Origin of the sequence: Streptomyces sp. NPDC053474, from assembly GCF_044544845.1 — a bacterium.
Classification (GTDB): Bacteria; Actinomycetota; Actinomycetes; order Streptomycetales; family Streptomycetaceae; genus Streptomyces.
The window spans coordinates 14,976-28,749 of sequence record NZ_JBITXV010000014.1; the positions used below are offsets into that span (position 1 = coordinate 14,976).

Below are 13,774 nucleotides of genomic sequence, written 5' to 3' on the forward strand. Positions count from 1 at the left end.
GTGGCCCCTCCCACTGCCCCCTCCACCATGCCAGCGAAATCACTCGTATCGGGCGAGACGTTGGTCACCCCACAACTCGGACCCCGTGCCGTGCGTCTAAGTCGGCGTACGTCCGCGCGCCACCGGTCGTACTCGTACGTCCACGCACCATCGACCGAAGGGTTTCCGATGAGTACGTTCCCGACGCCCCGCCGCAGAGCGCGGCTCGCCCTGGCGGCGGCCGTGACCGTGGCGGCCGCCCTCACCGGACCGGTCTCGTACGCCACCTCCGCCTCGACCCCCGAGGCCAAGCCGTCGCCCGGCGCCCCGGGCCTCGGCGACCCGATGTTCCCGCTGGACGGCAACGGCGGCTACCAGGTCGACCGCTACCTCCTGGACTTCGACTGGCAGGCGCCCAAGACGCCGTTCGAGGCGACCGCGACCATCAAGGCCACGGCCTCCCAGGCGCTGTCCCGCTTCAACCTCGACTTCGGCGGCAACACCCTGCACGCGGTCACCGTCGACGGCAGGGCCGCGGGCACCTCGCGCGCGGGCGACGAGCTGACCGTCACGCCCAAGGCGCCGCTGGCCAAGGGCCGCTCCTTCACCGTGAAGGTGACCTACACCGCCGACCCCACCCAGGTCCGCCACCGCGACGACGCCATCGAGGACTACGGCTGGATCCCCACGCCCGACGGCACGGTGGTCTACCCCCAGCCCAACGGCGCCCGGCTGATCTTCCCCGCCAACGACCACCCCAGCCAGCGCGCCCCCATCACCTTCCGCATCACCACGCCGAAGGACCTGACGGCCGTCGCCAACGGCAAGCTGGTCGGCAAGGCCGCCAAGCCGGGCGACCGCGTGCAGTGGACGTACGACTCCGAGCAGCCGCTGTCCACGCAGCTGGTGCAGCTGGCCGTCGGCAGGTTCACCCTCGACGACCGCACGGGCCCGGGCGGGCTGCCGATCCGCGACGTGGTGCCGGACGCCCTCGTCGAGCCGACCGCGAAGTACCGCAAGCTCACCGAGGACCACCTGGCCTGGCTCCAGGAGAAGCTCGGCCCCTACCCCTTCAACCGCTACGGGATCCTCGTCGGCGACACCGACCTCGGCGTCGCCCTGGAGACCCAGACCCTCTCGCTCGTCCCCAAGGCCGATCTGCTCGGCACCCAGGTCGACGCGGAGCGCAATCTGGTGCACGAGCTGACCCATCAGTGGTTCGGCGACAGCGTCGCGCTCAAGGGCTGGTCGGACCTGTGGGTCAGCGAGGGCCACGCCCGCTTCTACGAGCGCCTGTACTCCGAGCAGCACGGCGGCACCAGCTTCGAGGAGGCCATGAAGGCCGCGTACAAGGCGCACGACCAGTGGCGCAAGGACTACGGCGCGCCCGCCGAGCCCACCGAGCCCAACCTCTTCAAGCGCATGCGCTACGACGGCTCGGCGCTCGTCCTGTACGCGCTGCGCGAGCGGGTGGGCGAGCAGACCTTCCAGAAGATCGAGCGGGCCTGGGTCACCGAGTACCGCGGGAAGGCCGCGAGCACGCGGGACTACGTCGACCTGGCCTCGCGGGTCGCGGGCGAGGACCTGGAGGGCTTCCTCAAGCCGTGGCTGTACGGGGCGAAGACGCCGCCGATGCCCGGACACCCGGACTGGGTGGTGGATCCGGCGACCTGAGCGCCGTGACCACGGGCCCCGCCTCCGGGACGTACCGGGGGCGGGGCCCCGCGCGTCAGCGCACGCCGACCGCGGCGAGCGCGGCCAGCTGGGCCTTGGAAGGCCGCAGCGGGAAGTACAGGTAGCACACGCCGCCGGTGCCGGAGACGACCTTGCCCTGCGCGTTCCTGCGCTTGGTCCGCAGCCAGATCGTCTCCCACTCGCGCCGCCGGTACACGCGCCGCACCGCGGCGTTGCTCGGCGACGCCGGGTCGTTGGCGATCACATCGCCCTCGGCGGTGAAGCCGATCACGGTCATCAGATGGCCCGCCGTGCCGTAGCCCGCGCCGGTCAGCTCCTCCTTCAGGAACGACTGCGACGTGATGGCGGGGATGCCCGCGGCGATCAGCGTCTCCAGGTCGGTGAGCGACCCGAGCCGGGTGACGACGCCCTGCATGTCCCGGTACGTCGCGGCGTAGGCGGCGTTGAACGGCCAGTTGCCGCAGCCGCCGTACTGGTAGTCGTAGGTGAAGCGGGCCGCGTGACACACCTGCGGGTCTGCCAGGGAGGGGTCGACCCAGGCGAGGTCCGCGGCCGTGGGCCCACGGCCCCAGTACTCCAGGATCATCTGGGACGAGGTGGGGCTGCACCAGGCCTCGCCGCCGTTGTCGTACTCCGGGTACTGGCCCTTGTGGATCTCCTGCGAGTAGCGCGGCACCGCGAGCTCCCCGGCGTACCCCGGCTCGGACGCGGGCACCGTGAAGCGGTCGGGCACGTCCGACGTCATCGCGCCGAGCCGCCACACCGTGGGGGTGAGCGTGGTCCCGGGCTCGCGGTACAGGGTCAGGCGCAGCCGGTACGAGACGAGGCGCAGGCCGGTCGTGGTGTCGTCGAGGGACAGGGTGTCCGTCCACACGGTCGACCTGCCGTCCTCCTGGCCGTCGACCGAGGTGCGCCGGATGACCGGGGCCGCCGGGTCCTGCCGGTCGTCGCCGGAGGTCCAGCGGCCGAGGACGTACCACGGCGTCCGCGCGCCGTCGGAGTAGGTGGCCTCCACCTCGACCTGGATCCAGGTGCCGCGGGGCGTGCGGGCGTTCCAGGAGGCGATGACCTCCGTGCCGGGCACGGTGGAGCGGTGCACGGGGCCGGTCCAGCGGGCGTACTCCCAGGTGGTGGTCCTGCCGGTGTGCGGGTCCGCGTAGGCGACGGTGCCGACCGGCCTGGCCAGCTCGACCCCGGCGCGGGGCTTGGCGACGGTGCGCACGCCGTCCGCCGCCCCGGCGGACCAGTCCTTGCGGGAGGTCCAGAAGCGGTTGTCCACCGGGCGGTCGGCGCGCGGGGGACGCGGGCGGGCGGCGGCGGGGTCCGCCACGGCCGCGGCGGCCACGGCACCCGCCGTGGCGACGAGGAGGGTTCTGCGGGACATGCTGTCCATGATCGGGCCCCCGGTCGGCATGGGTTCCGGCACCAGCCGGACGTTTCGGTGACGGGCCCCGGAGCGGAGCCCGTGGGGACGAGGCCCGCCGGGACGCGGCCCGGACCAGACTCGTCAGGTGCACGACAGTGCGCCAACTATGGCTGCTCGATGGCGGGTTCCACCAGGGAGCTGACCCGGCGAAACCCACCAACATGGGCCTCCACCACTGGTATGACCTGCGACGCCGCGCCGAACCGTGCAACTGTTCGGAAATGGGCGCGGGGGCCTAGGCTGGCGGATGATGACCATGACCCGGCGCCCCACCCCCCTCCCGCGCCTCGCCCGTGCGCTGTGCGCGCTCCCCCCGTCCTGCGGCCCCGTCCGCCTCGTCGCCGTCGACGGACACGCGGGCTCCGGCAAGTCGACGTTCGCCTCGCGGCTCGCCGACGCGCTCGGGGGCGCGCCGGTGCTCCGGCTCGACGACATCGCGAGCCACGAGGCCCTGTTCGACTGGACGGACCGGCTGCGGGAGCAGGTCATCGCCCCGCTGTCCCGGGGCGAAACAGCGCATTACGAGGCGTACGACTGGCACGCGCGCCGCTTCGGCCCTGCAAGTCGCCCCCTGCCGCCCGCCCCCGTCGTCCTCGTCGAGGGTGTCGGCGCGGGCCGCCGCGTGCTACGCCCGCGCCTGGCGCGACTGCTGTGGATGGAGCTGCCGTGCGCCGAGTCCTGGGCCCGCGGGCGCCATCGGGACGGACCGGAACAACGCGACTTCTGGGACGGCTGGGAAGACGCCGAGCGGCGTCATTTCGCCGAAGACCCGTCGCGGCCGTACGCGGAGCTTCTGGTACGCCAGTTGCCCCAGGGGTACGAGGTGCTGACGGGGCCCGCCGGGACGGCAGCGGACGCCAAAATTGTAACTCAGAGTGAAGGCCCGTCGGCAGCGCGCTGAAACTTCGGGAAGTCCGTTTCCGACCACATGGCCAGTTTCGGTGAGTGGCTCAACTCTGCTTGACCCGGGGGCCTTACAGGACTTACGTTCTCAAGGAGCGCCCTTTCGGGTCGCCCCTCTACGCGAAGCCCCCGGTTGTTCCCCCGTGATCGGGGGCTTCGTTCTGCCCGCACACCCCTTCCGCCGGGCGCCGCGAGCCGTCATTCGCTCACCCTGGGTGACCGTCGCGCCCGCTCCCACCAGGGCGGCTTCCGCACCCTCCGCGCCCGATCCCGCGCCCCCGCACCCTACGGCCGGGCACCTCTCCGCAGGTACGATGCCTCTCGGTGCGACCAAACGGACGGCGGCTTCGCGCACCGAGTCAACTCCCGTCCGCAGCACGGCGGTTCAGATCGGTCGCCGACGGGCAGCGGCCCGGTGGCACACACACGGGGGCACGGCTTGTGGGGGACGTGATGGACTTCGGCACGCAGGGCCGGGCCGCCCCGGCCGACCTCGCCTGGCTGCGGGGGGTCGACGCCTACACGATGGGCGCCTATCCGCAGGCGGAGGAGGAGTTCCGGGCCGCGGTGCGCATCGACCCGGGCATGGCCGACGGCTGGCTCGGGCTGCACGCGCTGCGCGTCGACACGACGACGGCGCTCCTGCGCATGTACCAACACCGGGACCGCTTCGGCGAGCAGCGCGCCCGGCACGGCCGCACCCTCAACTCCTGGTACTGGCTCGGCTGGTGGGTCCAGCCCGTCCTGGAGTCCATCCGCGACCTGCTGCTCGCGCACGCCTCGCACTGGCTGGACGGCCGCCACGTCCCGGAGCTCGACCGGGCGCTCGCGGGCCTGCCGCCCGTCGACACCGACAGCCAGGTGCGCTTCCTGCACTCCTGCCGCGCCTACCTGGTCAAGGACTGGGAGCAGCTGGTGCGGCACACCGACCCGCTGCTCGACGACCCGATGCTCGGCATCGAGGCGGGCCTGTTCGGCGGCATGGCCCGGGTCCGGCTCGACATGTACGGCCAGGCCGAGCCGCTGCTCTCCGCCGCCCTGATGCGCTGCCGCAGCGAGCAGCCGCAGCGCAAGGAGCTGCGCTACTGGCTGGCCCGCGCGCACGAGGGCACCGGCAGGTCCGCCGCTGCCCTGCCGCTGTACCGCGCGGTGCACCGGGTCGACCCCGCCTTCATGGACACCTCCGCGCGGCTTGCGGCCATCGCCGAGGGCGACGGCTTCGACGACGGCAGCGACCTCGCCGCCGTCACCCTCACCGGCCTCGGCCAGGACGTGCTCGACGCGCCCGACGGCGTGGACGCCCTGTTCGGCGCCGAGGGCCGCGATCTGAAGGTCACCGAGCCCGATCTGCCGCCGGGCACGGGTCCCGCCGACCCGCCCGCCGCCGACACCGTGCGGGAGAAGGCGATCATCCCCGTCAAACCCCCGCCGCCGCAGCTGCCGCCCGGCCCCGCGGATCCGGCCCTGCTCGCCGAGGCCATCGCCGAGCTGGAGCGCATGGTCGGGCTCGAACCCGTCAAGCGGCAGGTCAAGGCGCTGTCCGCACAGCTCAACATGGCCCGCCTGCGGGCGGCCCAGGGCCTGCCCGTGCAACCGCCGAAACGACACTTCGTCTTCTCCGGCCCCTCGGGCACCGGCAAGACCACCGTGGCCCGCATCCTCGGCCGGGTCTTCTACGCGCTCGGCCTGCTCGGCGGCGACCACCTGGTGGAGGCCCAGCGCGCCGACCTGGTCGGCGAGTACCTGGGACAGACCGCCGTCAAGGCCAACGAGCTCATCGACTCCGCCATCGGCGGCGTCCTCTTCGTCGACGAGGCCTACGCCCTGTCCAACTCCGGCTACGGCAAGGGCGACGCGTACGGCGACGAGGCGCTCCAAGTGCTCCTGAAGCGCGCCGAGGACAACCGCGACCACCTCGTGGTGATCCTCGCCGGCTACCCGGAGGGCATGGACCGCCTGCTCGCCGCGAACCCCGGCCTGTCCTCGCGCTTCACCACCCGCGTCGACTTCCCCTCGTACCGCCCGCTGGAACTCACCGCGATCGGCGAGGTGCTCGCCGGTGAGAACGGCGACGTGTGGGACGAGGAGGCCCTCGACGAGCTGCGGTCCATCAGCGGCCACGTCGTCGACCAGGCCTGGATCGACGAACTGGGCAACGGAAGGTTCCTGCGCACCCTGTACGAGAAGAGCTGCGCCTATCGCGACCTGCGGCTCTCCGGCTACCCGGGCGAGCCAACGCGCACCGACCTGGCGACGCTGCGGCTGCCCGACCTGATGCAGGCGTACGGCGAGGTCCTCTCGGGCCGGGGCCCCACGGGACCCACCGGAGCGGGCTGACCGCACCCGGGCGGAACGGCCCCGCCTGTCACCCCTTAGGGGCATTTGCCGCCCAAGCATGCAGGTCCTGGCCAGAAGTCCGCGACCCTGACCACAAGGGCGCGGACACGGTGGGGGTGCGCGACGATGACCACCTGGCTGGCATGGGGATCCTTCGCCGCCGTCACGACGGCCACCGGCACCGGTGTGGCCCTGTGGATCGCCTGCGGGCTCAGCTTCCAGCTCGCCGCCGACAGCTTCGTCGTCACCGACACCACGCTGTCCCTCGTCTTCGCCGCCTGCGGGGTCGCCGTGGCCTGGCGCCGCCCCCGCAACCCCATCGGCTGGCTCCTGCTCGGCGGCGGCGCGGCGCACGCCGGGACCGTCCTGAGCCTCGGCCTCCTCGCCCTCGGCCTGCGCGAGGGCTGGGCCCCGGCGACGCTCCGCCTCCTGGTGACCCTCGCCCTCGCCGCCTGGCCGCTGGGCCTGCGGCTCTTCGTGCCGCTCGCGCTCCTGCTGTTCCCCACCGGGGAGCTCCCGGGCCCGCGCTGGCGCCCGGTGCTCTGGGGCACCGCCGCCATCGGGGGCCTGTTCTGGCTGTGGAGCGTGACGACGCCGGAGCCGTACGCGCTCGGCGGCCCCTCCGGCTATCTGCGGGTCCTGAGCTGGCCGCCGCTGGAGCCGTACCGGGCGCAGACCGACCTCCTGGGCATCTTCGTGCCCATGCTCATCGACCTCGCCGCCCTGATAGTGCGCTACCGCTGGGGCGACGAGCGGCTGCGCCGCCAGATGCTGTGGCTGATGCTCGCCGTGCTCTGCGCCGTGCCGTGGTGGCCGCTCGGCATGAACGCGGAGGCCCTCCAGGTCCTCATCACCGCCCAGCCGATCGCGATCGCCGTCGCGATCCTGTGCCCGCAGGTCCTCGACATCCAGTGGGTGGTCTCCCGCGCCCTGCTGTACATGACGCTGTCCCTCGGGGTGCTCGGCGTGTACACGGCCGCGGTCCTGTTCCTTGACCGGGTGCTGCGCGAGACCTTCCACATCGGCGGGGCCGCGCTGGTCGCCATCGCCGTCGCGATCGCCTTCCACCCCGTGCGCGGCGCGCTCCAGCACGGCATCGACCGGCTCCTCTACGGCGACCGGGCCGACCCCGTGCGCGCGCTCAACCGGCTGGGCGCCCGGCTCACCGCCGAGACCGGCCTGGACGGACTGCTCCTCGCCGTCCGCGACGCGCTGCGCCTGCCGTACGCCGCCTTCCACCTCGAAGGGCGACCGGTGGCGGCCTCCGGCACCCCGCCGCCCGGCTGCGCGATGGTGCCGCTGCCCGCGCCCGGCTCCAAGGAGGCCGAACTGGTCGTGGGCACCCGCCGGGGGCAGGCCCGGCTCAACGCGGAGGACCTGCGCACCCTCCAGGTCCTGGTGGTGCCGCTGGGGGTGGCGGTGCGGGCGACCGTCCTGTCCGAGGAGCTCCAGTCCTCGCGCGAGCGCCTGGTGTCGGCCCGCGAGGAGGAGCGGCGGCGGCTGCGCCGCGATCTGCACGACGGACTCGGCCCCACCCTCACCGGCCTCGCCTTCACCGCCGACGCGGTGCGCAATCTGATCCGCTCCGACCCGGCCACGGCCGAGCTCCTGCTCGACCAGCTGCGTGGGCACGCGAGCGGCGCCATCGACGAGATCCGCCGTCTCGTCGAGGGGCTGCGGCCGCCCGCCCTGGACGAGCTGGGGCTGGTGGCCGCCCTCGCCCGGCAGGCCGAGCGGCTCAGCCACCGCGTCGGCGGCGCGCCGCTCGCCATCACCATCGACGCGCCCGGCAGGCTCCCCCGGCTGCCGGCCGCGGTCGAGGTGGCGGCGTACCGGATCGCGACCGAGGCGCTGACGAACGCGGCCCGGCACTCGCGGGCCGACCACGCCCTGGTCCGGCTGCGCGTCGACGACGCGCTGCGCATCCGGGTCACCGACAACGGCGGCCCGTCCGCCCTGCCGTGGCAGCCCGGGGTGGGCATGTCCACGATGGCGGAGCGGGCCGCCGAGCTCGCCGGCTGGTGCCGGTGCCGGTCCGGTCCGGAGGGCGGGGAGGTGAGCGCCGTCCTGCCGTTGCGGTCCCACTAGCACCAGCGCGGCACTGTGCGGCTGAGGCCCCTGATTCCGTCAGCCGTACAGGATCCGTGTCCACGCGTGGTGGACGTACTCACCCGCGGCCACCACCCTCGTGACCGCACCACCTCCCCCCGTCGCGGCCGCCGCTGTCCCGGCGAAACCGGCGCAGAGGGCCGCCGCGGCAAGGGTCGCCACGCCAACTGTCTTGAGTGTGTCGCGCATTGCCGTTCTCCTTGTCCTTGGGGTGCGGGCTCGTGGGAACGAGCACGTGCCGGGCCGCGCACGTGCAGACCGGCGGGCTCAAGGGCGGTGCCCCGCGAGGAGGTGTCCGGCGCATCGGGTGTGCCTCCGTTCCGGGGCCTGGTCATCGGCTTTGCGGGGCTTCATGTGCCTGCCGGGCCCGCTGGCACGGACCCGGCAGCCCCCCGTTTCCAGGCTCAGCATGGTCCGGTGCGGGCCCTTCGGGTCAGGGCCCGTGCTCCTTGCCGTGCCGGGAAGTCCTCCCGGTCGACGCGGGTGCCCGCGCCCGGGACAGAGGGTCCAGCGTCCGGAACGATGGGTAGACATGGCAGGACGCATCGCCGCCGTTGGGAGCCGCGCCTTGACGACGCCCGCCGAGTCCAGTGAGCTGACCGTGGTCCTGGCCGACGACCACCCCGTGGTCCGCGGAGGCCTGCGGGCGCTGCTCGGGTCCATCGACGGCATCAGAGTGGTCGGCGAGGCGGCGGGCGGCCGCGACGCCGTGCGCGAGACGCTGCTCCACCGGCCCCGGGTGCTCGTCGTCGACCTGGAGATGCCGGACCTCGACGGGGTCGGCGCGACCCGGGAGGTGCTCGCGTCCGCGCCGGACACGGCGGTGCTCGTCCTGACGATGTTCGAGGACGACGAGTCGGTGTTCGCGGCGATGCGGGCGGGCGCCCGCGGCTACATCCTCAAGGGCGCGGCGCAGGACGAGATCGTCCGCGCGGTCCGCTGCGTGGCCGCCGGGGAGGCCATCTTCGGGCCGCGCATCGCCCGCCGCGTGGCCGAGTGGATGGCCCGGCCGCGGGACGCCGCGGCGCGCTCGCCGTTCCCGGAGCTGACGGCGCGCGAGCTGGAGGTCCTCGATCTGATCGCCGCGGGCATGGCCAATCCGGCGATCGCCCGCAGGCTCCAGCTGGCGCCGAAGACCATCAGCAACCACGTCTCGGCGATCTTTGTGAAGCTCCAGGTCGCCGACCGGGCCACGGCCATCGTGCGGGCCCGCGACGCGGGCCTGGGGCAGGGGGCCTGAGCGGGTTTTCGCGCTGCGCGCTCGTCCTCAAACGCCGGACGGGCTTAATACTGCCCGTCCGGCGCTCCCAGGAGTCAGCCCACCAGTGCCTTCCCTCGCGTGGCCCGTGGCACCGTCACCCGGTGGGCCGGGTCCCTGACCTCGCCGACCAGGAGTTCCAGGACGTCCTCCAGGGCGACCAGGCCGAGGATCCGGCCGCAGGGGTCGGCGACCTGCGCCAGATGGGTCGCGGCGTGCCGCATCACCGACAGGGCGTCGTCCAGGGGCAGTTCGGCCCGCAGCGTCGTCATCTGGTGCCAGACGTGCTGCGGCACCGCACGGTCGGTGTCCTCCAGGTCGAGGACGTCCTTGACGTGCAGATAGCCCATGAAGGCGCCGCTCTCCGCACGCACCGGGAAGCGGGAGTAGCCGGTGCGGGCGGTGAGGTCGACCACCTGGTCGGGGGTGACCGACGGGCCGACGGTGACCAGGGACGCGCTGTCGAGCAGGACGTCGGTGACCGGGCGCGAGCCCAGCTCCAGGGCGTCCTCCAGGCGCTCCTGCTCCTGCGGGTCGAGCAGCCCGGCCTGGCCCGCGTCCTCGACCAGGCGGCCCAGCTGCACGCTGGTGAAGACCGCCTCGACCTCGTCCTTGGGCTCGACCCCGAACAGCCGCAGGATCACCCGGGCGCAGGCCCCGAGCGCGGCCGTGACCGGGCGGCAGAGCCGGGCGAAGGCGACCAGACCCGGGCTGAGCCAGAGCGCGGTCCGCTCCGGCGCCGCCATCGCGAGGTTCTTGGGGACCATCTCGCCGATGACGAGGTGCAGGAAGACGACCACCGCGAGCGCGATCACGTACCCGAGGGGGTGGATCACGCCGTCCGGCAGGTGGGCCGCCTCGAACAGCGGCTCCAGGAGGTGCGCCACGGTCGGCTCGGCGACCGCGCCGAGCGTCAGCGAGCAGACGGTGATGCCGAACTGGGCGGCGGCCATCATCTGCGGCAGGTGCTCCAGGCCGTACAGGACCTGCCGGGCCCGGGCCGTGCCGAGCGGCTCGATCTGGCTGCGGCGCACGGAGACGAGCGCGAACTCGGCCCCCACGAAGAAGCCGTTGGCGAGCACGAGCAGCAGGGCCAGGAGGAGTTGGAGGGCGCTCATCGCACCGCCTCCGCGACGGCCCTGTCCCCGGCGGGCCGCGCCCCGGCGGTCCGTACGAGCCGCACGCGCTCGGCGCGGTAGTGCCCGACCTGGCGCACCGCGAGCCGCCAGCCCGGGAGCTCGGCCCGGTCGCCGGGCGCGGGGATGCGCCCGAGGAGGTCAGCGACGAGCCCGGCCACCGTCTCGTACGGCCCCTCGGGGACGTCGAGGCCTATGCGCTGGAGCGTGTCGACGCGGCAGCCGCCGTCGGCGTCCCAGGCGGGGCGGCCGTCCTCGGGCGGGGCCGCGGCGAGTTCGGGCAGGTCCTGGCGGTCGTGCTCGTCGCGGACCTCGCCGACGAGCTCCTCGACGATGTCCTCCAGGGTGACGACGCCCGCCGTGCCGCCGTACTCGTCGACGACGACGGCCATGGGCTGCTCGCTGCGCAGCCGCTCCAGGAGGGGCTGCACGGGCAGCGTCTCGGGGACGAGCAGCGGCGGCTTGGCGATGCGGCTGACGGGTGTGCGCAGGCGTGCGTGGCCGGGCACGGCCAGGGCGTCCTTGAGGTGGACCACGCCGACGATTTCGTCGATCCGCTCGCGGTAGACCGGGAAGCGGGACAGGCCGGTGGCGCGGGTCAGGTTGACCACGTCCTCGGCGGTGGCGGACGACTGGAGCGCGCTGACCTTCACGCGCGGCGTCAGCACGTGCTGCGCGGTCAGCTCGCCGAGGGACAGGGTGCGGACGAACAGGTCGGCGGTGTCCTGCTCCAGGGCCCCGGCGCGGGCCGAGTGCCGGGCGAGCGACACCAGTTCACCGGGGGTGCGGGCGGAGGCCAGCTCCTCGGTGGGCTCGACGCCGAGGGCGCGCACGAGCCGGTTGGCGACGGCGTTCAGCGCGGCGATCACCGGGCGGAACAGGCGCGCGAAGGCGTGCTGCGGGCCCGCGACGAACCGGGCCACCTGGAGCGGCTTCGACACCGCCCAGTTCTTCGGCACGAGTTCGCCGATCACCATCTGCACGGCGGACGCCAGGAGCATGCCGACGGCCACGGAGACCCCCGGAACCGCCGCTTCGGGCAGGCCCGCTGCGGTGAACGGGCCCGCGAGCAGGTGCGCGAGGGCCGGTTCGGCGAGCATGCCGACGACGAGGGAGGTGAGGGTGATGCCGAGCTGTGTGCCCGACAGCTGGAAGGACAGCTCCTTGAGGGAGCTCACGACCCTGCGGGCGCGGCGGTCGCCGTCGGCCGCCGCCTGCTCGGCGTCGGGCCGCTCGACGGTGACGAGGCCGAACTCGGCCGCGACGAAGAAGCCGTTGGCCAGGATCAGCAGGAAGGCCGCTCCGAGGAGCAGCAGGGGGATGGTCATGATGCCGCCGCCTCGCCCGGTGCGCGGGTCCCGGTATGTCGGGAGGGGGCGGCGCAGGTACTACAGGACGATCCGTCCATCGCCGGAGGGAGTCACTCCTCGGATAGCAGGAGCCCCTGGGGGCCGCGGGCCCGGCAGGGGCGGGGCGGCACACCGGGCCGACCCCGCCACCAGGTTAATCAAGACCCCCCGCTGAGGTCAGCCGTGCTCGCTGCCCGAACGCGCGTCGGCCAGGGAGCGCAGCGCCCGGGCGTCGCTGATGGCCTGCTGCTTGGCGATGCCCGGCTGGATGCCGAGGGCGGGCAGGCTGGTGCCGTCGGTGAGGTTGAGGAACACCCACGGGTCGCCGGGGCGCAGGTTGACCTGGACGATCTCGGCCCAGGCGAGCCGACGCCGGGTGGCGATGTTGACCACGGTGACGCCGGACTCGTCGGCGACCACCTTGGGCCTGCTGAGCAGCACCAGAGCGCCGGAGAGCAGCGCTCCGGTGAAGACGAAGCTGATGCGCTCGCCCGGGTTGAGGTCGGGCAGGATCACCGCGATCACCACCAGGACCGCGAAGATCGCGGCGGCGGCGGTGAGCAGCACGGCCCGGGTGCGCCCGGGCCGGAAGGTGACCGGGAGCGCGGGCGGGGCGGAGGACTCAGTCATGACGGTGCTTCCCTGTCCGGTCACAGGCGGCAGGCGTGGATCGCCGTGGTCAGGATGGCGCGCGCGCCGATGGCGTACAGGTCGTCCATGACCCGCTGGGCGTCCTTGGTGGGCACCATGGAGCGGACGGCGACCCAGCCCTCGTTGTGCAGCGGGGAGATGGTCGGCGACTCCAGGCCCGGGGTGAGGGCCACGGCCTGCTCCAGGTGCTCGGCGCGGCAGTCGTAGTCCATCATCACGTACGTACGGGCGACCAGGACGCCCTGGAGGCGGCGCAGGAACTGCTGCACCTTGGGGTCGTCGGCCTCGGCGCCGGTGCGCCGGATGACCACGGCCTCGGACTTCATGATCGGCTCGCCGAACACCTCGAGGCCCGCGTTGCGCAGGCTGGTGCCGGTCTCCACGACGTCCGCGATCACCTGGGCGACGCCCAGCTCGATGGCGGTCTCGACGGCGCCGTCGAGGTGGATGACGGAGGCGTCGACGCCGCTGTCGGCCAGGTGCTTGGCGACGATGCCCTCGTAGGAGGTGGCGACGGTGCGGCCCGCGAGGTCCGCGAGGCCGTGGGCGGTGCCCGGCTTGGCGGCGAAGCGGAAGGTGGAGCGGGCGAAGCCGAGCGGCAGGATCTCCTCGGCGCTGGCACCGGAGTCGATCAGCAGGTCGCGGCCGGTGATGCCGATGTCGAGCTTGCCCGAGGAGACGTAGATGGCGATGTCGCGCGGGCGCAGGTAGAAGAACTCGACCTCGTTCTCGGGGTCGACGATGACGAGTTCCTTGGACTCGCGGCGCTGCTGGTATCCGGCCTCATGCAGCATCGCCGACGCAGGTCCGGACAGTGAACCCTTGTTGGGGACGGCGATGCGCAGCATGAGGGCGGATTCCTTTGCGTGAAGGTGCGGGTGCGAAAGGTGCGCGGCGGCGTACTGGCCGCGCACCGGATAGAACGTTCGTC

General features: G+C 73.4%; 11 protein-coding genes. 5 read left to right on the plus strand and 6 right to left on the minus strand.

Translation table 11 applies throughout. The features are described 5' to 3' along the window. Window positions 1–168 precede the first annotated feature (168 nt). The gene (locus ACIG3E_RS29660) at window positions 169–1,653 is read left to right on the plus strand and encodes a M1 family metallopeptidase (protein WP_399622597.1); all 1,485 of its coding nucleotides are present in this window, start codon (window positions 169–171) and stop codon (window positions 1,651–1,653) included. A gap of 55 nt (window positions 1,654–1,708) precedes the next feature. Here ACIG3E_RS29660 and ACIG3E_RS29665 read toward each other — a convergent pair whose 3' ends face one another. Then, window positions 1,709–3,058 (minus strand): peptidase C39 family protein, encoded by a 1,350-nt coding sequence (locus ACIG3E_RS29665; RefSeq protein ID WP_399622598.1) that lies wholly within the window; start codon window positions 3,056–3,058, stop codon window positions 1,709–1,711. A 292-nt stretch (window positions 3,059–3,350) separates the two neighbouring features. Between ACIG3E_RS29665 and ACIG3E_RS29670 the strand changes: the two genes are divergently transcribed. The 3 genes from ACIG3E_RS29670 (at window position 3,351) to ACIG3E_RS29680 (ending at window position 8,428) form a co-directional block, all read left to right on the plus strand. After that, window positions 3,351–4,001, plus strand: a complete 651-nt coding sequence (locus ACIG3E_RS29670; RefSeq protein WP_399622599.1) for a uridine kinase — start codon at window positions 3,351–3,353, stop codon at window positions 3,999–4,001. A 455-nt stretch (window positions 4,002–4,456) separates the two neighbouring features. Continuing rightward, a complete protein-coding gene (locus ACIG3E_RS29675) occupies window positions 4,457–6,340 on the plus strand; it encodes an AAA family ATPase (RefSeq protein WP_399622600.1) in 1,884 nt (627 codons plus the stop codon). Between the two features lie 126 nt (window positions 6,341–6,466). Then, the gene (locus ACIG3E_RS29680; RefSeq protein WP_399622601.1) at window positions 6,467–8,428 is read left to right on the plus strand and encodes a sensor histidine kinase; all 1,962 of its coding nucleotides are present in this window, start codon (window positions 6,467–6,469) and stop codon (window positions 8,426–8,428) included. A gap of 39 nt (window positions 8,429–8,467) precedes the next feature. Here ACIG3E_RS29680 and ACIG3E_RS29685 read toward each other — a convergent pair whose 3' ends face one another. Next, window positions 8,468–8,638, minus strand: a complete 171-nt coding sequence (locus tag ACIG3E_RS29685; protein WP_399622602.1) for a hypothetical protein — start codon at window positions 8,636–8,638, stop codon at window positions 8,468–8,470. Window positions 8,639–8,981: 343 nt separating this feature from the next. Between ACIG3E_RS29685 and ACIG3E_RS29690 the strand changes: the two genes are divergently transcribed. Next, window positions 8,982–9,689, plus strand: coding sequence for a response regulator (locus ACIG3E_RS29690; RefSeq protein WP_399622603.1), 708 nt, complete (start codon window positions 8,982–8,984; stop codon window positions 9,687–9,689). Between the two features lie 74 nt (window positions 9,690–9,763). Here the strand turns inward: ACIG3E_RS29690 and ACIG3E_RS29695 are convergent, their stop codons facing one another. The 4 genes from ACIG3E_RS29695 to hisG form a co-directional block, all read right to left on the minus strand. Then, a complete protein-coding gene (locus ACIG3E_RS29695; RefSeq protein WP_399622604.1) occupies window positions 9,764–10,825 on the minus strand; it encodes a hemolysin family protein in 1,062 nt (353 codons plus the stop codon). Further along, on the minus strand, window positions 10,822–12,171 hold the full coding sequence (locus tag ACIG3E_RS29700; RefSeq protein WP_399622605.1) for a hemolysin family protein: 1,350 nt from the start codon (window positions 12,169–12,171) through the stop codon (window positions 10,822–10,824). Before ACIG3E_RS29700 ends, ACIG3E_RS29695 begins: the two co-directional genes overlap by 4 nt. Window positions 12,172–12,369: 198 nt before the next feature. After that, complete coding sequence (locus tag ACIG3E_RS29705; RefSeq protein ID WP_399622606.1) at window positions 12,370–12,822, minus strand: PH domain-containing protein; 453 nt, start codon at window positions 12,820–12,822, stop codon at window positions 12,370–12,372. Between the two features lie 20 nt (window positions 12,823–12,842). Further along, window positions 12,843–13,691, minus strand: coding sequence for an ATP phosphoribosyltransferase (gene hisG, locus ACIG3E_RS29710; protein WP_399622607.1), 849 nt, complete (start codon window positions 13,689–13,691; stop codon window positions 12,843–12,845). Window positions 13,692–13,774 lie beyond the last annotated feature (83 nt).

Coding starts and splice junctions, on each gene's coding strand:
- ACIG3E_RS29660 (WP_399622597.1), top strand. CDS start 169: ATGAGTACGTTCCCGACGCCCCGCCGCAGAGCGCGGCTCGCCCTGGCG.
- ACIG3E_RS29665 (WP_399622598.1), bottom strand. CDS start 3,058: ATGTCCCGCAGAACCCTCCTCGTCGCCACGGCGGGTGCCGTGGCCGCC.
- ACIG3E_RS29670 (WP_399622599.1), top strand. CDS start 3,351: ATGACCATGACCCGGCGCCCCACCCCCCTCCCGCGCCTCGCCCGTGCG.
- ACIG3E_RS29675 (WP_399622600.1), top strand. CDS start 4,457: ATGGACTTCGGCACGCAGGGCCGGGCCGCCCCGGCCGACCTCGCCTGG.
- ACIG3E_RS29680 (WP_399622601.1), top strand. CDS start 6,467: ATGACCACCTGGCTGGCATGGGGATCCTTCGCCGCCGTCACGACGGCC.
- ACIG3E_RS29685 (WP_399622602.1), bottom strand. CDS start 8,638: ATGCGCGACACACTCAAGACAGTTGGCGTGGCGACCCTTGCCGCGGCG.
- ACIG3E_RS29690 (WP_399622603.1), top strand. CDS start 8,982: ATGGCAGGACGCATCGCCGCCGTTGGGAGCCGCGCCTTGACGACGCCC.
- ACIG3E_RS29695 (WP_399622604.1), bottom strand. CDS start 10,825: ATGAGCGCCCTCCAACTCCTCCTGGCCCTGCTGCTCGTGCTCGCCAAC.
- ACIG3E_RS29700 (WP_399622605.1), bottom strand. CDS start 12,171: ATGACCATCCCCCTGCTGCTCCTCGGAGCGGCCTTCCTGCTGATCCTG.
- ACIG3E_RS29705 (WP_399622606.1), bottom strand. CDS start 12,822: ATGACTGAGTCCTCCGCCCCGCCCGCGCTCCCGGTCACCTTCCGGCCC.
- hisG (WP_399622607.1), bottom strand. CDS start 13,691: ATGCTGCGCATCGCCGTCCCCAACAAGGGTTCACTGTCCGGACCTGCG.